Annotated in this window: 25 protein-coding genes and 2 pseudogenes; all 27 read right to left on the bottom strand. The window is 43.6% G+C overall.

The window, feature by feature from the left end:
- Nucleotides 1-301: 301 nt before the first annotated feature.
- Nucleotides 302-712 (bottom strand): hypothetical protein, encoded by a 411-nt coding sequence (locus T472_RS10265; protein WP_023387655.1) that lies wholly within the window; start codon nt 710-712, stop codon nt 302-304.
- Between the two features lie 320 nt (nt 713-1,032).
- Nucleotides 1,033-1,608, bottom strand: a pseudogene (locus T472_RS10270) (major tail protein); the annotation flags it as partial.
- Complete coding sequence (locus tag T472_RS10275) at nt 1,609-1,953, bottom strand: hypothetical protein (protein ID WP_023387657.1); 345 nt, start codon at nt 1,951-1,953, stop codon at nt 1,609-1,611. It lies immediately after the preceding pseudogene.
- Nucleotides 1,950-2,381, bottom strand: a complete 432-nt coding sequence (locus T472_RS10280; protein ID WP_023387658.1) for an HK97-gp10 family putative phage morphogenesis protein — start codon at nt 2,379-2,381, stop codon at nt 1,950-1,952. Before T472_RS10280 ends, T472_RS10275 begins: the two co-directional genes overlap by 4 nt.
- On the bottom strand, nt 2,374-2,706 hold the full coding sequence (locus tag T472_RS10285) for a head-tail adaptor protein (protein WP_023387659.1): 333 nt from the start codon (nt 2,704-2,706) through the stop codon (nt 2,374-2,376). Before T472_RS10285 ends, T472_RS10280 begins: the two co-directional genes overlap by 8 nt.
- A 2-nt stretch (nt 2,707-2,708) precedes the next feature.
- Nucleotides 2,709-3,017, bottom strand: coding sequence for a head-tail connector protein (locus T472_RS10290; RefSeq protein ID WP_012065059.1), 309 nt, complete (start codon nt 3,015-3,017; stop codon nt 2,709-2,711).
- A gap of 18 nt (nt 3,018-3,035) precedes the next feature.
- Nucleotides 3,036-3,248 carry a Head fiber protein gene (locus T472_RS10295; protein WP_023387660.1) on the bottom strand — a complete coding sequence of 71 codons (213 nt, stop codon included), beginning with the start codon at nt 3,246-3,248 and terminating at the stop codon, nt 3,036-3,038.
- A gap of 12 nt (nt 3,249-3,260) precedes the next feature.
- Nucleotides 3,261-4,469: a phage major capsid protein gene (locus tag T472_RS10300; protein ID WP_023387661.1), complete on the bottom strand. Its 1,209-nt coding sequence runs from the start codon at nt 4,467-4,469 to the stop codon at nt 3,261-3,263.
- 19 nt (nt 4,470-4,488) lie between these two features.
- Nucleotides 4,489-5,187: a head maturation protease, ClpP-related gene (locus T472_RS10305; protein WP_023387662.1), complete on the bottom strand. Its 699-nt coding sequence runs from the start codon at nt 5,185-5,187 to the stop codon at nt 4,489-4,491.
- Nucleotides 5,187-6,440: a phage portal protein gene (locus T472_RS10310; protein WP_023387663.1), complete on the bottom strand. Its 1,254-nt coding sequence runs from the start codon at nt 6,438-6,440 to the stop codon at nt 5,187-5,189. The genes T472_RS10305 and T472_RS10310 overlap by 1 nt, the downstream gene beginning before the upstream one ends.
- A gap of 70 nt (nt 6,441-6,510) precedes the next feature.
- Nucleotides 6,511-6,813 carry a hypothetical protein gene (locus tag T472_RS19355; RefSeq protein ID WP_169788236.1) on the bottom strand — a complete coding sequence of 101 codons (303 nt, stop codon included), beginning with the start codon at nt 6,811-6,813 and terminating at the stop codon, nt 6,511-6,513.
- Between the two features lie 130 nt (nt 6,814-6,943).
- Entirely contained in the window at nt 6,944-8,545 is a 1,602-nt protein-coding gene (locus T472_RS10315; protein ID WP_040907341.1) for a terminase large subunit, read from the bottom strand.
- A 109-nt stretch (nt 8,546-8,654) separates the two neighbouring features.
- Nucleotides 8,655-8,879, bottom strand: coding sequence for a DUF7678 domain-containing protein (locus T472_RS10320; protein ID WP_023387159.1), 225 nt, complete (start codon nt 8,877-8,879; stop codon nt 8,655-8,657).
- Between the two features lie 14 nt (nt 8,880-8,893).
- A complete protein-coding gene (locus T472_RS10325; RefSeq protein WP_023387160.1) occupies nt 8,894-9,250 on the bottom strand; it encodes a DUF7698 family protein in 357 nt (118 codons plus the stop codon).
- Nucleotides 9,251-9,354: 104 nt separating this feature from the next.
- Nucleotides 9,355-9,666 carry a hypothetical protein gene (locus tag T472_RS10330; RefSeq protein ID WP_023389182.1) on the bottom strand — a complete coding sequence of 104 codons (312 nt, stop codon included), beginning with the start codon at nt 9,664-9,666 and terminating at the stop codon, nt 9,355-9,357.
- 2 nt (nt 9,667-9,668) lie between these two features.
- Complete coding sequence (locus T472_RS10335) at nt 9,669-9,911, bottom strand: DUF4314 domain-containing protein (protein ID WP_023389183.1); 243 nt, start codon at nt 9,909-9,911, stop codon at nt 9,669-9,671.
- A complete protein-coding gene (locus tag T472_RS10340) occupies nt 9,895-10,578 on the bottom strand; it encodes a hypothetical protein (RefSeq protein ID WP_023389184.1) in 684 nt (227 codons plus the stop codon). Before T472_RS10340 ends, T472_RS10335 begins: the two co-directional genes overlap by 17 nt.
- Before the next feature lie 82 nt (nt 10,579-10,660).
- Nucleotides 10,661-11,893, bottom strand: coding sequence for a site-specific DNA-methyltransferase (locus tag T472_RS10345; protein ID WP_023389185.1), 1,233 nt, complete (start codon nt 11,891-11,893; stop codon nt 10,661-10,663).
- Entirely contained in the window at nt 11,883-13,049 is a 1,167-nt protein-coding gene (metK, locus tag T472_RS10350; protein WP_023389186.1) for a methionine adenosyltransferase, read from the bottom strand. Before metK ends, T472_RS10345 begins: the two co-directional genes overlap by 11 nt.
- A 21-nt stretch (nt 13,050-13,070) precedes the next feature.
- On the bottom strand, nt 13,071-13,622 hold the full coding sequence (locus tag T472_RS10355) for a P27 family phage terminase small subunit (RefSeq protein WP_023389187.1): 552 nt from the start codon (nt 13,620-13,622) through the stop codon (nt 13,071-13,073).
- Between the two features lie 104 nt (nt 13,623-13,726).
- Nucleotides 13,727-14,086 (bottom strand): HNH endonuclease, encoded by a 360-nt coding sequence (locus T472_RS10360; protein WP_023389188.1) that lies wholly within the window; start codon nt 14,084-14,086, stop codon nt 13,727-13,729.
- A gap of 133 nt (nt 14,087-14,219) precedes the next feature.
- A complete protein-coding gene (locus T472_RS10365; protein WP_023389189.1) occupies nt 14,220-14,858 on the bottom strand; it encodes an endonuclease domain-containing protein in 639 nt (212 codons plus the stop codon).
- The gene (locus T472_RS10370; RefSeq protein ID WP_012065077.1) at nt 14,845-15,282 is read right to left on the bottom strand and encodes a DUF1492 domain-containing protein; all 438 of its coding nucleotides are present in this window, start codon (nt 15,280-15,282) and stop codon (nt 14,845-14,847) included. The genes T472_RS10365 and T472_RS10370 overlap by 14 nt, the downstream gene beginning before the upstream one ends.
- Nucleotides 15,279-15,500, bottom strand: coding sequence for a hypothetical protein (locus T472_RS10375; RefSeq protein WP_023389190.1), 222 nt, complete (start codon nt 15,498-15,500; stop codon nt 15,279-15,281). Before T472_RS10375 ends, T472_RS10370 begins: the two co-directional genes overlap by 4 nt.
- Nucleotides 15,497-16,854 (bottom strand): annotated as a pseudogene (locus T472_RS10380) (SNF2-related protein). The gene T472_RS10375 and the pseudogene T472_RS10380 overlap by 4 nt, the downstream one beginning before the upstream one ends.
- Nucleotides 16,851-17,360, bottom strand: coding sequence for an HNH endonuclease signature motif containing protein (locus tag T472_RS10385; protein WP_023389193.1), 510 nt, complete (start codon nt 17,358-17,360; stop codon nt 16,851-16,853). The pseudogene T472_RS10380 and the gene T472_RS10385 overlap by 4 nt, the downstream one beginning before the upstream one ends.
- Complete coding sequence (locus tag T472_RS10390) at nt 17,338-17,622, bottom strand: VRR-NUC domain-containing protein (protein ID WP_040907347.1); 285 nt, start codon at nt 17,620-17,622, stop codon at nt 17,338-17,340. Before T472_RS10390 ends, T472_RS10385 begins: the two co-directional genes overlap by 23 nt.
- Between the last annotated feature and the right edge of the window lie 23 nt (nt 17,623-17,645).

Genomic DNA, 17,645 nt, shown 5'->3' on the forward strand with positions numbered 1-17,645 from the left:
TACACATATGGGATATGATAACTTATCTTAGAAGTCGGATAAATTATCCATGGTTTCACCTCCTTGGAGCATGAAAAATGACACCGCTTAAGGTGCCACATTACATGGTAGTGTTATAAATACTCCGGGATAATATCGTCAATATTGTGATCTTTTCTTGGTTTTGAAATCCCGATAAATTGCTTGTGGCATTCCCATAGATCCATCAAATAGCCGATGGGCAAAAGCCACACTTCATCTTCAAATCTTCTCAAGTGGGCAGTGCCAAAATAGATTAGTCGGGTAAAGAGTTCCTCACTGCTTACCCGACCACCTCGTTTTTTGAGTCGTCACTCTCCACATTCCTTTTTGTACCTTTCATCATACTGGCCATAATGGCATTCTTGTAATTAGCCAGATCAAAGGGTGTGGTAAGAAGTTCCACTTCATCTTCTGTGAGAAGTTCTTTTCTATCATCCTTATTTCTGATGTTATGAATTAAAATGGACTGGTTTGAGAGAAGTGTAATCAACCACACAATCTCATCAAGTGCCATTTCAAAGTTCTCAGTTTTCATGAGCTTATCGCCCAAATTCTCAAGACCACCATAGCGCTTGGCAATTTCCTTTGTAGCTTTGGTGGTAAGAATCATCTTAAACTCCGTGCCGCCAATATCAATGGTGGTGCTTCTTTCTTCACCGGCTTCGTCAATCTTTAATTTTTCATCTGCCATGATCAACCCTCCCATTAAGAAACAACAACAGTAGCCACTGTGGTCGTCACGTTTTCTGTGCCACTAGAACTTAAGACGCAGTAGTAGTAATAGGTATCCGCCAAAAGGTCTGTTGGAATATCAAAGCTCGCAGAAGTTTCTCCATTAATGGCAGTACCACCAGTGGTGCTGTCGATGGTATTTTCATACCACTGAAAAGTTACAGGGTTTGAGGTGTTGGAGCTTGCCACAACAGAAAGGCTTCCAGTAATGCTTCCTTCAGTGACCTCTGTGAGAGTTGCTGGTTGAGTTGTAATAGTTACGGTCGGCGTAACTGGGGTAAAGTCTGGTTCATAAACGGATGTGAACCAGCTTATTACAGTGGATGCCGATACACCATTATCTCCTTCAGTAACTTCCGCTTTCCAGGGATGTTTGTTTTCTCCGTCCAGCTTATTTCTCCTAAACACAGTTCCTTCTATGGTGGGACTGCTAAATGTGATGGAGTCGCCTTTGGTGGCAAGACTTGTGGCGGGAACAGAGAAGATAACCCTGTAGAGCCAAAAGTATCGATACTTTCCATTGGCCTTCTTGGCACGAAACCCAACTGCCACAGGGCTACCACCATCTTCACTTCTTGAAACCACCACATTGTTGCTGTCAATTTTGCAGCCGGTTAAATCCTGAGCTACAAGTGAACCGATATCATCGATACCTAAGCTGAGAGCCCCGCTCTTAAATTCCTTAATGACCTCAGATGCACCATCATCTGCATAGAGTATCGCTTCAATAAGCTCAATACTCAGTTCTGCTGTCATGGCTTTAGCCAGCACCTTAGGGGTACCATAGGTTTCAACGCCATTTTGATCTTCTGTGATCTTGGCATAATATAGAGAATCCAAACCAATCGTTGCCATTTATTCTTCCTCCGTTTCATATTCTTTCATTACGTCGATAGCGTAATGATGAAATTTAGTATCATGTTCGTAACCTACATACTGTCTGTCCGTGATGGTTATCCCTCCAGATTGCAGGGCTTTCGTCAGTTCCTTTTTACGTTTGATGTAATTCTTCTTTGTAAAAAGAGAAAGCCGAGCTTCTGAAACAATCATGTATGCCTCGTTATCCGCAAAGAGATCCAGTCTGTCTGACATAGGTGTAATGACCAGATATTCATCGGGAGGCACATCAGAGAACACTCCTGTTTCCACAGGGATATCAAAGGGAGCCAGTATGAGGTTTAAATCTGAAAGTAAGCTCATAGCTTTTCAATCTCCTTATCCAGTTCTGATTTCATAGTTTCTATGCATGCCTTCCGAGATGCGGATTTTGCTGGCTTCAAGAAGGGCTTAGGAGGCTGACCTGATTTACCGTATTCAAGGATATTTGCAATCTTAGCATTGGCATCTCCATCACCACGAGGTTCATTGAAGCCAACCTTGACATTGAAGTTTCCATTTCGATCTAGCTTAGTGGGAGAGAGGCCCAGGGAAGAAACCAGCTCACCGGTAGAGCGGCTTTTTTCTTTGGTATTATTACCAATAACGCCTTTAAGGTTGGATTTGACTTTATCCAGAACAACTTCACCGCCAGCTTCTAAAACATTAGAGATGATTTCATCTGTTTTATCACCAAGCTTTGAGAGCTTCATCAGAAATTCATCGGGCATTTTCATGGTTGCTTTAGCCACTTGGAATCACCTCCTTAGCCAGCACTTCAATGTACATACCGCGGCCTTTCACATCCTCAACAGATGTAATTTCAAATCTCTTATCACTATGGATGATCACCATAGACGTTTTAATGGTTATACCAGGTATGCGGCGAAAGCGAAAAAGGTCTGTGGCTTCAGAAAAGGAAGCTCTATTTGCCCATTTCTCATTGCCATGGCGACCTTCTCGATAAGCCCTGACAGATGCAACAATGTTATCAACTTCTGTTTTAAACCCTTCAGCGTCTTTAATGGTGACGCTTTCTACAATATCGATAAAGGTGTTCATTTTCCCAAAGCTCATATCTACACCTTCCAGTCCCGATCAAGTCTCAGCAGGAGATTGACCGTATTCCATACCTGTTGTCCAGCCTGCACATTATCAGAAAAGAAACCACCAGTGCTGCCGTCCCTCGATTCATAAAAGTGGGACGACAGCATAATGATGGCTTGCTGTGTGGTGGCAGGCATAACGGCTTCCACGTAGTGGTTTTCAGGAAGATGCTGATAACTCTCTGCATACCTCGTGGCGGCGGTGATGTACATCTCAAGGAGTTCATCATCAGCCGAGTGATCAAGAATAAGATTTGCTTTTACTTTTTCCAGCAGTGTCATACCGCCACCATCCTTTCATTAGTCTGAAATCATAAGCCCTGCAGCCTTAAGTTTGGTGAGGAGAGCATTAAAATCCGTCACCAAATCTTCTACTGTGGCAGCAGTACTTGCAGCTTGATTATCGAGAATGGGGAGGCCAGTAACGACCGCCCCTTCCTTGATTTCAAGAGTTCCACCAATGACGGTTTTTTCACCGCCCTGTTCGGTATAATTCTTTGTGTTATAACTCATAGGACACCTCCATTACGCTTTCTGCTGAAGCACTTTTATGGCTTCAGGCAGAATCAGCTTTCCGTCCACACGCTGAGTGGCAACAAAACCTACCTGACCAGTAGCTGCATAGAGCTCATTAAGTCTCTTGAATACTCTGCCTTGACGATCTGCTACCCAGTAGTAGCCAAAGTCACCGAAGATGATGGACTTTGCAGATGCAGCGATGGTAGGAACGTAAGATGAAGTGTAAACAGGTCTGTTCAGAATGGTATCTGGTGTTCCAGCCTGAAGTGAAGGCTGCCAGATATACTGACCCTGACCATCTTTTAGCTTTCTAATGGCCTTAATGGTCGCATCGTTCATGACGAAAACGGCCTTGTTTCTGTAAGGCGATTTAAGTGAATAGAAGAGGTCCAAAACTTCATCAATGGAAATAGCAGTGGCACTTGCTGCGGTTACGCCAATTTGCGCGCCACCAGTGGCCGCAAGGATACCCGTAGGCTTACCAGATCCATCTCCAATGAAGAAGGCATCTTCTTCCTTGTTACCGATACGTCTTGCAAACTCCTTGGCGATATAGTTTTCGAGATTAAACACGCTGTCATTAAGCAGTTCTTCAGATACCTTTATCATGGTACCCAGCTTGTAAGCGCCGATGGATACCTGTCCAAAGCTATCATCGCTTTCAGGAATTGCACCTTCCTCATCAATCCAAGAAGCGGTTCCTTTGGAGGCAACAACAGGAATCTTACGATCGCCAGAGGCAGTGGAAATGACATTGGCCAGCTTTCTAAAGATATTCTCTTCATCCAGGGCTTCAATAAGAGTACGCTCGAACTCATCTGGTACAAGATATCCACCTTCTGTGTCGGTTCCAATCTGCAGTGCGTTCTTAATCACTGGATCAAGCCCTTCACCAGAACGGGTTCTCATGGCATTCCAGAATGCTTTCTGGTATTCAGCAGAAGCTCTACCAGATTTAGATTCCATACCTTGGAAGATAGGCTTTCCGGTAAGTGGAGTGTTAAGTGGCTTTGAAAGCTCGCGGTCAAGGGCCTCTTGTTTTTCAAGACGATCAATCTCTTTACCGAGGGCAACCACATCAGCTTCCATTTTTTCATAGGTTGCAGTGTCTTCGGCGGATACAATTCCATCTGTACCTCTTTTGGTATCCAGGAATGCTTTAGCAGCTTCCCAGGACTTTGCTCTTTTTTCACGCAGTTCAAGAATTTTGTTCATAGTGTTTTCCTCCTAAAATTTAGTGTTGAATCAAAGAAAGTCGCTTTTCCAGCGACTCAACAGGGGTGCCAGTATTCTCTTTTGGTAGTTTGGGTTTTACCTTATCCAGCAGAGAGTTGGTAACAGCTCTACGGCTAAAGGCATAGGTAAAGTCCTCGGTCTGATTTCTTTTCTTCTCATCCTCCAAGATGCCATCAGCAAAGCTAAGCTCGATGGCCTTTTTCGCATTAAGCCAGGTCTCTGCATCCATAAGATGAGAGAGCTTAGTTCTAGACTGACCCGTTTTAATTTCATAGGCATTGATGATGCTCTCCTTCACTTCAGATAGCATGGCGATGGCTTTTTTCATTTCCTCGCTGTCTCCAATGGCTACTGTGAGAGGGTTATGCACCATCATAAGGGCTGTTGGTGCCATGAGCACCGTTGTCCCTGCCATGGCGATGACTGAGGCTGCTGAAGCGGCAATGCCATCAATCTTTACAGTAACAGTGCCTTTGTAATCCATCAGCATGGCATAAATCTGACTTGCAGCAATGCAATCACCTCCTGGTGAGTTAAGCCATATAACAATGTCACCCTCACCGGCAGTAAGCTCTGCTTTAAATGCCTTAGGGGTGACGTCATCATCAAACCATGAATCTTCGGCAATAACGCCGTCTAGATAAAGTGTTCGGACACCAGTGTTTTCATCTCGTGCCCAGTTCCAAAACTTCTTCATTAAGGTTCCTCCGTTTCTTTGATATTTGCGAACGCGCCTGCGTCCTGTAATTTAGTCATGGCGCCGTTGATGAGGTAGAGGTCGCCACCTAATGACTCTGGAATTCTATCCAGATTTTCAAGCTCTCTGATATCATTGGCACTCATCCAACCGTTTTGACGTGCCGTTGCATAACCACTCATTCGACTTACATAATCACCACGAAGAAGTCCATCCACATTGAACTTGATAAATACATTAGGTTTTTCACTTTCCATGAGTAGAGCTCTGCACATGGACTGTTCCCAGCGGACCACCCAAGGGTCGAGGGTGTATTTTACAAACTCCAGTGATTGCTGCTCGATGTTACTAAAGGATGACTTCTCAAGGTCAGCAAGCATATGAGGGGGCACTCTAAAGATACGAGCGATCTCATTGATCTGAAACTTTCTAGTTTCAAGGAATTGTGCTTGCTCAGGAGAAATGCCGATAGGCTGGTACTTCATACCTTCTTCAAGGACAGCCACTCGGTGAGAGTTTCCACTCCCTTGGTAGGCTGCATTCCAGGATTCTTTGATCCTTGCAGGGTCTTTTATGGTGCCGGGGTGCTCTAAGACACCGCCGGGTGAAGCTCCATTCGCAAAAAACTTAGCTCCATATTCTTCTGTAGCAATGGCAAGGCCCACAGCATTTTTCGCCATGGCAATAGGTGAATAGCCTACCAACCCATCAAATCCAAGTCCGGGGATATGAAGGACATCAGAGGGTGAAAGGTAGACCTGATTCTCTCTACCAAGAGTAGGAGCATCTTCGCTACCACGTTGATACAAATAGAAAAGCCGACCACTTGAATCGCGATCGACTGACATTTTGTTTGGCATTAATGGGTAGAGGGAGATCACTTCACCTCGTGCATTCCGAATAATCTGTGCATAGGCATTTCCCCATAATAAAAGATGACTCATCAGCGTCTCTCTAAAGGCAAAAGAAGTCATCTCTGGGTTTGGTTCGTCATGAAGCAGCTTGTATAACGGGTGCTTGAGGTTCTTTTCCTTTCCACCGGAATCATTGTATTTGTAGACATGAAGGGGTAGTCCGGCCAACGTCTCGGATAAGATTCTCACGCAGCTGTACACTGCGGTCATTTGCATAGCGGTTTGTTCATTGACCGGTTTTCCAGCGCTGGTGCTTCCAAAAAAGAAGCTGTAAGGGCTGCCGCCAAGAGCATTTTTAGGCTTGTCTCGGGCCTTAAATATCCCTTGCAATATTCCCATGGACATCACTCTCCTTAAAATGGGCATGAAAAAAGCACCTCTACTGAGATGCTCATAAATTTGTGCATTGTTATCTAGATGATCTGCAAAACTCAAAATACTTTTTAACAGCGGAACGTAATGATGACATTCCGTTTTTAATATTTGAACCTGGAGAAAAACTAATACCATCAGGTGCTGGACGATTAAGGCTCTCATCTTCAGAAGAATATTCTAGCAAGTTCACAAGGCTTCGGCCACCATCTTTTGCAAATTCTTCATCTAGGTCTAGTCTTAAACTTTCTTCAATCCTTCGACAACGGCTAATACTATCAGATATAGGACGACTTGAAATTTTGCCCTGTAGCCAATTTCTATAAGCATCATCACGCATTTTCATCACCTCAATAGTATTTTACCCTAAATATACGTGGATGTATTTGACAATTGAAAATTGATGAAAACTGATTGCATGATGGGGTTGAGGATGATGCATTGCGTATGGGTGTTATGCAAAACTATTCTTAGAAAACTAATAACCCTCTATCATCATAAACAGAATTACCAGTTTCTCCACCACAGCGGATTGCACGGTCAAGAGCCATGATTGTGGCAACAGCACCGTCAATCTTCTCGGTGGATTTCTCTTTATCTGCTTTGATATTTCCAGCAGGATCAGTTCTAATGAAGATATTATCCATCATCCAACGAAGTACAGGATGGCCACCGTGGGCTATCTTTTCTTCCAACGTCAGCTTCATCAATTCCTTTGTTGGAGGAGACATATCTTTGAAGCCCTGTCCAAAAGGAACGACTGTGAAGCCTAAATTTTCTAAGTTCTGCGTCATTTGAACTGCGCCCCAGCGGTCAAAAGCAATCTCCCGGATGTTATACTTCATTCCAAGCTCCTCGATGAAAGTCTCGATAAAACCGTAGTGGACAACATTGCCTTCGGTAGTTAGAAGAACGCCTTGTTTCTCCCACACATCATAATTCACGTGATCCCGTCTAACCCTAAGATCAATACTGTCTTCTGGTATCCAGAAGTATGGCAGAACCACATATTTGTCATCTTCATCCTGTGGAGGAAATACAAGTACAAAGGCCGTAATGTCAGTGGAAGAGGAAAGGTCCAGTCCGCCATAGCAGACGCGGCCTTTAAGGGCTTCTGGATTAACCGGAAAAGCACAGGCATCCCATTTATCCATAGGCATCCAACGAATAGCCTGCTTCACCCATTGATTGAGTCGAAGCTGCCTGAAGCTGTTTTCTTCAGCGGGATTTTGTCTTGCAGACTCGTAGGCCATTTTTACTTTATCCATGCTGACAGTTATGCCAAGGGATGGATTTGCTTTCTTCCATACCTTTGGATCAGACCAGTCATCTTCAAGAGCTGCTCCATAAATGACAGGGTAGAATGTAGGATCATTCTTTCTTCCTGCCATGATGTCTAGAGCTTTCTGATGAACCTCCCAGCAGATGCTGTTCTGGTTATCACCTGCAGTGGTGATGAGAAAGTACAAGGGCTGCATTCTGGCATCACCACTACCTTTGGTCATAACATCGTAGAGCTTTCTATTCGGTTGAGTATGAAGCTCATCAAAGACAACGCCATGGGTGTTAAAGCCATGCTTGTTTCCTACATCTGCAGAAAGCACTTGATAAATGCTTCCCGTGGGTTGATAGATCAGTCTTTTCTGTGAGTCCAGAATCTTTACCCGTTTGGACAAGGCAGGGCACATTCGCACCATATCTGCTGCCACATTAAAAACGATGGAGGCTTGGTTACGATCCGCAGCGCAGCCATAAACCTCAGCACGTTCTTCATTGTCTCCACAGGTTAGGAGCAGGGCAACAGCCGCCGCGAGCTCACTTTTCCCCATCTTCTTTGGTATCTCTACATAAGCTGTATTAAACTGGCGATAGCCATTTGGTTTTATGGTTCCAAATAAATCACGGATGATTTGCTCTTGCCAATCTATAAGTTCAAAGGGCTTTCCTGCCCAAGTTCCTTTGGTATGGGAGAGGCATTCAATAAAACCTACTGCATAGTCCGCCATCTCCTTACTGTAATGGGAATCCTTCGCCATGTAAGAGGTTGGTTTATACTTCTTTAGTTTTCGGATATGCGGACACCTCCTTTAAAAAAGACATAAAAAATAGACCATAAGGTCTTCTGTAACGAGGAAAAGAGCTATAATACAGCCCTGTTCCATTGTGCTTTTAATCTTGTTGTTAATTGTATTCCTTCATCAATATTTCAAGTGCAGCCTGCGCATTGCCGTCGATGGGTTCAATGTCCCAGCCTCTATCAAAGTTTGCTATGATCTGGCCTTCTCGCTTTAGCATCAGCTTTGATATTCTACCCTCATCAATGCCGTAAGGGGAGCCTAAGTCAAAGCTTTTGATCCAGTACTGAATGGTTCTGTTTTCGACTTCGATTTTGCCTTCTCTCCACATGGTCTAAGCCCTCCTTAAATCCTAATCACAATCGCCGGTAGAATTTGCTTTTCACCGGTCTGCCAGTCGGTGTGGCTCGTCTTAACCTTGGTAAGTCCCTCCATCCTGCAACCGTGCTTTTCAAATTCGGCAAGGGTTGCGATCAGCCCTGAGAAGGTGCTTGAAATGGTGATGTGGTCGATTCCATAGGCTCTGCAGGCGTTAACAATGGGTTCGATGTCGTAATCCCAAATGACCTCAGAAAAGTCGATGGTGTCGTTTCCTGCTTCCTTGCTTCTTTCGTAAGCCCAGTACATGGTGCTGTTGATTCCAGACTCCTTAAAGTTTGCGCCGGTTGCTTTGGCTTCTTCAAATGCCTTGATTTTTTTCATGTTCTCATCCTCCATTTAGTGTGGTTTTGTTTTGGTATTACATATATCACTCTAAACGAGAATAATAGCAAGTCATTTCTGTAGTAATAGAGCAGGTTTTCAGTTTAATCTTCAATCGCTGTGTAACGCGAGAATTCATAACCTTCCGTATTAGACAATATCTTTTCACCGGTGTCTTTGTTAATGACCCTAATGCATCGAAGCTCACCTTTTTCATTGGTCCCGCCATCTGACTTCTTGATCCAGGGCTGATCTTCTAGAAAATTACTGGTGAACTTTTTAAACTCTGAATCACTGAGTTCAACTTCTCGAATCACAGTGTAATCAGAACCAATGACGCCATCTTCCTTTGCTTCTTCAGTTGCCTCTCGTAGTTCCTTGATGTTATAGAACTTTCGACCAAATAATGCCTTCATTGCTATGTCTCCTCCCTGGACTTTTCATCGATTACCTTACAGGAATCAATGCCGTAAACCACATTCAAGCTGCTGCCGTTGTCCCACTGAACCATGATGGAGCCTGTGTCATCAACGCCCCACACGGTGCCTGTTGTGCCCGCAGGTGGTGCTTGCACATCATCCATGCTAAGGAGCTGGACTCTGGCACCAGCAGGGTACTGCTTGCGTAGGTGGGCCAGTCTTTCTTTACTGATCGGTTTCATTAGGAGCACCTCCTTTGAAAGCACTGCTGCCTGAAAGGTTTTGAAGGAGAATCTTTCTGTGGGTTTTGAACTCTTCTCCAATAAATCCAAGGCGGAGGAGGAAGCAGCGGAATGCGTACTTTTCATTATCGACTTCTTTTTCTTTCACAGTGATTCTCTTTTGTGTTTTCGCCATCTCACAAAGCTTTGTGATGAATTGGGAGTAGGCTTTTATCGCATCTGGATTTGGCAGCTTTGAAAACCAAGGGAAGCTAACGCGTTCTTCATCGGTTTTAATGGGGAGGGCATCCACATTCAGCGCTTTCTTGATGAGGTTTCCTTTTGCTTCTAACAACTTTGTTAGCTTTTCCAAATCTTCATTGGAAAGGGAGTCTTTTGGTATCTGGATGATGAGTCCCGTTTCCTCAAGTTCATCTTCAGCAGGAGCTGGTTCATCCACCTCAGCTTCAAACCCTGCATCTTGTAGCTTTTTCATCAGCGTCTTGATATTGTCCTGATCCAATTCGTTGTCAAAGGTTAGCTCTCCGTCTTTTCCGATTTGGTAGGGTCCGACCTGGTAAGCACAAGATGGAACTCCCAGGTATTTTAAGGGAACCTCTGTGATTTCGCTGATGAGCTTCACCAGCTTCTTCCGTTCGTTACCGGTTACGTTGTAACTGATTTTCATGGTATTGACCTCCTTGTTTTTGGCTTACTACATATATCACTCTAAGTGATGTTAATAGCAAGTCTATCTTTCGATAGTTATGTTATTTATTTTCAGGGAGGTCACTGTAGCGGTATTCTTTGCCATCACGCAGGAGATAGACATCATCTGAAGTCTGTGCTCCAGAAATGAACCTTTCGACTATGACGTCACAAAACTTTTCATCAAGCTCAATGGTGTGACAAATCCGCTGGGTCTGATCACAAGCAATGAGGGTGCTACCAGAACCGCCAAAGGGATCCAGGACAATGCAGTTGCTGAGACTTGAATTAAGAATAGGATGGGCCACAAGAGCCACAGGCTTCATAGTTGGATGAGAGCCATTCTTCTTAGGTTTTTCAAATTCCCAGATGGTCGTTTGCTTTCGATCTGCGTACCAGTTATGCTTGCCTTTTTTCTTCCAGCCAAAGAGCACAGGTTCATGCTGCCACTGGTAAGGAGACCTACCAAGGACCAACGATTGCTTTTTCCAGATGCAGGTGCCGGAGAGATAGAAGCCAGCTTCAGAGAATGCCTTTCTAAAGTTCAACCCTTCCGTATCTGCATGGAAAACATAGATAGATGAGTCCTGCGTCATCACGGTTTCCGTATTGGTAAAAGCCGCCAATAGGAATTCATAGAAGGCAGAATCACCCATGTTGTCGTTTTTGATTTTACCGGCGGAGCCTTCATAGTTTACATTGTAAGGGGGATCTGTCACCACCAGGTTTGCCAGCTTTCCATCCATAAGAAGCGTGAAGGTTTCAGCCTTGGTAGAATCACCGCAAACCAGTCTATGGGGACCAAGCTTCCAGACGTCACCCAGTTTTGTCATGGCGGGTTTTTCCAGCTCTGCATCCACATCGAACTCATCATCGTGGATGCCTTCTTTCAAGGAATCCTTAAATAAGTCATCCAATTCAGAGGGATCAAAACCTGTAAGGGAAACATCAAAGTCTGCACCTTGCAGGTCAGCGATAAGAAGGGCTAGCTTATCCTTATCCCAGTCGCCGCTGATTTTATTAAGGGCAATGTTTAGCGCCTTTTCTTTATCTTCATCCATTTCAATGACCACACACTCAACTTCGGTCATTCCTAAATCAAGGAGCACTTTTAATCTCTGGTGGCCGCCTACAACTCTGCCAGTGGTCTTGTTCCAGATGACCGGTTCAACATAACCAAACTGCTCAATGGAGCGTTTTAGTTTATCGTATTCTGCATCCCCGGGTTTTAAATCTTTACGGGGGTTATAGTCAGCGGGAAGTAAGAGCTTAGTTTTCAGTTTTTCAATCTTCATATCTTTCCGCCACCCTTCTTAAGTTTAGATTGAAATCCACGTTCTCCCACGGGAAGAGTGATGAGTTAAAATGACCGTAGGTTGCTGTATCAGAGTAGATCGCATTTCTTAGGCGTAGCTTTTCAATGATGGCCGCAGGACGAAGATTAAAGATCTCTTTTACCAGTTCACCTAGATCTTCATCACTGATTTTCCCCGTACCAAAGGATGTCACATTAACTGCCACAGGGTTTGCTTTTCCGATGGCATAAGAAATAGCGACCTCGCATTTTTCAGCAAGCCCGCTCCAAACAATATTCTTAGCAATGTACCTGGCCATGTATGCACCACTTCTATCAACCTTTGTTGGGTCCTTTCCACAAAGAGCACCACCACCATGGGAAGCCAGACCGCCATAGGTATCTACCATGATTTTTCTGCCAGTCAGCCCGGTATCAGCAGCAGGACCACCTTCAACAAACCTACCAGAAGGATTGATGAGGATCTCGGTTTCATCATCTAAGGGGAAATCCTCGAAGCACTGCCAAAGCACATTATTTAAGATATCTGATTCTAATTGCTTTTGAGTTTTGTCCTTATGGTGCTGAACAGAAACTACCACAGTCTTAACGCGGATAGGTTTATCCCCATCATACTCAACGGTAACTTGTGCTTTGCCATCGGGCAGGATACCCTTGATTATTTTTCCTTTGCGACATTCATCAATACGCTTTACGATTCTATGAGAGAGAAGTAAAGGCAGAGGCAGCAGCTCACGAGTTTCATTGGTAGCATAGCCATAAACAGTGCCTTGATCACCAGCACCGATGGAACCATAAGGATCACTAATTCCATTTCTTGCTTCAAGTGCTGTATCTACACCAGCAGCAATATCTACACTTTGATGATGTACAAACACGAATACTGTAAATTTCCATGGACTGTATCCAACCTCACGAAGTACATTTTTTACGATAAGGCGGATGTTAATTTTTTCGCTGCAGGTGATCTCGCCCGCCACGATGATTTTACCTTTGGTAGCCATGACCTCACAGGCCACACGTGAAGCTTTGTCTCTGCGAAGGCAAGCATCCAGAATGCTGTCAGCGATTAAATCAGAAAGCTTATCAGGATGTCCCTTGCAAACACTTTCTGCGGTTCTGTAGTTTTTACTCATATCATTATCTCCCATCTTTTTTTATTTGCCCCTACGAGCAGAAAGAAGTCTTTCCATCACATCATCCTGAGGATTTGTTCCTTTGTAATCGCCAGTACAGTTTTCTTTTACAATCTGGAATATCTCAAACCACAGACGATTGGTCTGGTTCATGTAGTTCTGGCCCATGGATACATAAGGACTTTGAATGGCATTTCCTGTGGTGGGGTGCTTAGCAAGAAAGCCATACTCCGTAATGGCCTCTTCACACTGAATCCACCGGGCAACACTCATAGCGTACCGTTCAAGGAGCTGCGGAGAAACCAGAGCAGCGCATCCACGCTTATCCAGCCACTGCCATGTGGCTTTGTAGATTTCGCCTGCCACCAGAGCCTTTCCATCTTTTTGAATGGCTTCAAGCATCTTATTAGGTTCAGGCATTTCTTGTCCCTCAAGGTCTGCAGTGTCGGAAAGCTCCATCACGGTCAGTTTCCTGCCACCGAGATTGCCTTCAGCTATTTTGTCAGCCAGAGGTTTCTTTTTTGCCCCTGCACCAACACGAGCGCCACCTCTGTTCGTACCGTCTTTTGCCAATGATCACACCTCCTTTGCAAAGTGGGGGCTATACCCTCGTTTGAATCTGCGTTTTTTAACACGACACCCCAGCCCGCTGTCCGGATTGAAAAGTTGTAGAGATTTTACCTCCCCCACCGGTCGCCACTCTCAGCAGTGATCTTTGAGTGACATGACTTACAAAGGGCCATCAGGTTACTGGTTTCATTGCCACCGCCTTTGCAGAGAGGGAGGATGTGGTGGACTTCTTCAGCAGCTTTAATCCTTCCATTCCTTTCACACTCCTCGCAAAGAGGATGGGCTTTGATGTAGCGGTCCCTGATACGTTTCCAGGACCTGCCGTACCGTTTATTGGAAGCAGGGTCACGTTGGTATTGGTTGTATCGTTTAGCGACCATCTTCTTATGCTCGGTGCAGTATTGCTCGCTGTCTGCAAGCCGACCGCAGCCTGGGTAAGCACAAGGACGCTTAGGTTTGTATGGCATCGGTTCACCTCCTTTTGGGCATAAGAAAAGCCCTCGTGGGGTGTTCCCCATGAAGGCTTGTTTACATTATTATCTCTCAATTATAGAGTACTAAAAAATTCAACTGCACTCAAGTGGACTCATGTGGACTTTACTATCCACTTTGACATTTTCTTCTTTTAAGTACTGCATTGATACCAGGGATTAGCTTGGTGACATTCTTATTGATGTTATCTGTAGAAATTCTGATTATCTCCCAGCCTTCACCGAGTTTATTGGTAATGACCTCATCTCGGATACTCTCATATTTTTGTCTGTCTTTCCCGTGATAAATCTTGCCATCAATCTCAAGAGCAACTTTCATCTCAGGCAATATGAAGTCAACAGAGTAGTCGAAGATCTTCACCTGATGGAACGCTTTAACGCCACGTCGGATAAGTTCAAGTGCTACCATTATTTCTTCAGTACTCTGATACCATCCAGTCTGGTTCAGACTCTTTTCCACAAGACGAATGGCATCGTTGTAGTGTGCAATATCGGTGACCTTAGAGATTCTCTTTAAAGCATTCTGCAGCTTCATCTGTTTCTTATCAGTGCTGATTGCATTCCCTTCTTCACGCGACTGTCGCACCAGCTCAGACCTGCAGTCTTTGCAGGTATACTTTGTACCACGAGTGTATGTCCAACTATAAACAGGAGTAGAACAGATGTGGCAAGGTGGATAATAACAATTGGAATCTCTACTATCCTTACCAATGGTTATTCCGTCTTCTACTGCTTCATGCCATCCCATTCTTATTCTCCCTTCCAGCCAATACAGCATCTACAGCTCTAAGCGCTTTACGGTGAAGCTTTAGTACCCAGCTTACAGAATAATCAAGGTCATAAGCAATGTCTTCCCAAGGCTGATATGACAGGTAGCGTTTCTCAAGAATCAGCCTGTATTCAATATTATTCACACCTTGGATGATCTCAATAATGTTAATCTTGCACTTTAGTAGTTTGGCGAGATCATCGTTCAAATTATTTTTAATATCTATAATCTTACAGACAGCATCTGCCATATGAGATACTGATTTGCTAGGGTTGTTAGGCATTCCATTTATGGCCGAAGTACAGTTCATAGCCATATTCTCCAGGGATGCAACTTGCTCAAGCTTACTGTTTATTCTTTGATCCAATCGATATGCTTTACTAAGATATTCTTTAGCATTCATTGTTTGGCCTCCTCTTTAAGTTTTCGGATTAGTATCTCCGGTTCTACCGTGGTAAGTTCTCTATACCAATCAGAGTGGAAGAACCTCTCCACCTCGGCTTTTGTATATTTTGCAGATTCATGGCGTGGATGCTTCATCAGCTTCTTTAGTGCATCCCTATAGTCCTTGACGGCTTGTAAGACTATGGCGTTGGCTAAGTTTTCATACGGATCAATCATCGACTCACCTCCAGTTTTGCTTTTACTGCCTCAATCAAAGTTGCCTGAGTTTTTTCTTTTTTACTTAGTGCAGCCATAACATTTTCATCAATAGTGTCTCTAGCAATGATGTGATGAATGACAACCGTGTCGTTTTGCCCTTGCCTATAAAGACGGGCATTGGTTTGCTGATAGAGCTCCAAGGACCAGGTAAGACCAAACCATATCAGGGTGGAACCACCACTCTGAAGATTAAGTCCATGTCCAGCACTTGCTGGATGAATAACAGCTACAGGAATCTCTCCTTCATTCCACTCTTCAATGTCCTTTGATGACTTTAGCTGCCTTACAGGAAATCTCTTCTGGATGCGTTCCAGATCATGCTTGTACCAATAAGCCACAAGGACCGGTTTTCCGTTGGTCCCTTCAATTAAATCTTCAAGGGCATCAAGTTTTCTCTCATGAATAACATGTGCTTTGTTTTCACCATCATAGACAGCACCGTTTGCCATCTGCAGGAGTTTGCCAGAAAGCACTGCAGCATTTGCCGCATCAATCTCTTCCTCACCTAAACTTGCAACCATTTCATCTCTAAATTTTGAATAAATGCTCCACTCTTTCTCATTCAGATAAACATCTACTTCATTCATGATGCATTCTGGCATTTTGAGATAATCCGAAGACTTCATGGAAATCGTAATATCCGATATTTGGTTATAAATTTTCTCTTCTGCTCCAGCCATAGGTTTATATGAAAAGATGATCTGACCATTGCGCTTATCCGGCGTGAAGTAAGCATTCCGGTAGTGAGTTATATACCTACCGAGTCTTTGGCCTAAGTCCAGAATACGAAACTCTGCCCAGAGATCCATAAGTCCATTTGTTGAAGGCGTTCCAGTAAGTCCGACTATTCTTTTCACTTTGGGCCTTACTTTCAGAAGGCTTTTAAAGCGCTTTGCTCCATAGGACTTAAAAGAAGATAACTCATCAACGACAACCATATCAAAGTCAAAGGGTACACCGCTTTTGTTTACAAGCCAATCTATATTTTCACGATTGATGATATAAAGGGTGGCTCTTTTCATAAGGGCATCTATTCTCTCTTTTTCAGTTCCAACAGCCACTGAGTAAGATAAGCCCTTTAGATGATCCCATTTTTTAATTTCAGAAGGCCAAGTATCCCTTGCCACTCTTAAAGGGGCTATAATCAATACTTTTCTGATTTCGAACCGATCAAGGCATAGACTGTAAATAGACGACAAGGTTATAACGGTTTTACCAAGACCTAACCCATGTCCAAAAACAGTGCTGATATCTCATTCTTATCGATATAGTCGATACAAAATTTCTGATAGTCATACGCTTTGAACATCATAAGGGCATCACCTCCTCTATCACCTTCGAAGGTATTTCTCCTTTATCAAAAAACTTTCTAATCTGAGCGTGATATCTCATATGATCTGAACTTGAAGAGAAAACCATTAAGTTATCAGGATCATTATTTCTTCGATTGCCATCAATGTGATGCACAACTTCATTCTTGTTTAATTTTCTACCAAGTTTCTGTTCTGCCACCACCCTATGAGCATGTCTCCCATAATATTTTGTATATGTTTTTCCTTCACCTGTACCTAGCCTAGCTTTTCTCATTTTTGCTCTCATCTCTTTTGTCATTTTTGTGGGGTTTAACTCGCGATTTAACTCTGAGAGATGAACTGACATATTTGTATAGTCTTTGAGTTCATGATATCCAGTAGGGTTTATACTTTTATTGCTAAAATCAGATAAACACTTGCGAGAACAAAAATTATGCTTTTTTATTTGTGATGGGTATTTATAAGTTTCTTTACCACACCAATTACATTTCATTTTTGATTTCATCAAGCACCCCTCCAATCTGCTCTATCCCATCAATGCAGTAGACTAAAAACCCTAACGCTTCCAGTTGCCTTTTTCGCTTTACTTGTATTGGACGCATCTTTTTTCCCGGTGCCTTTAATTCAATAAAGGCGATTCTTCCCATAGGTAAAAGTACAATGCGGTCTGGCACACCATCTAACCCCGGACTTACAAACTTTGGTGCAATTCCTCCCAGCTCTTTCACTGCTTTCACCAGTTTTTGCTCTATATATTTTTCAGTCACTTGTTTACCTCCCATCTGACACA

Origin of the sequence: Youngiibacter fragilis 232.1, assembly GCF_000495435.3 — a bacterium.
Taxonomy (GTDB): Bacteria; Bacillota; Clostridia; order Clostridiales; family Clostridiaceae; genus Youngiibacter; species Youngiibacter fragilis.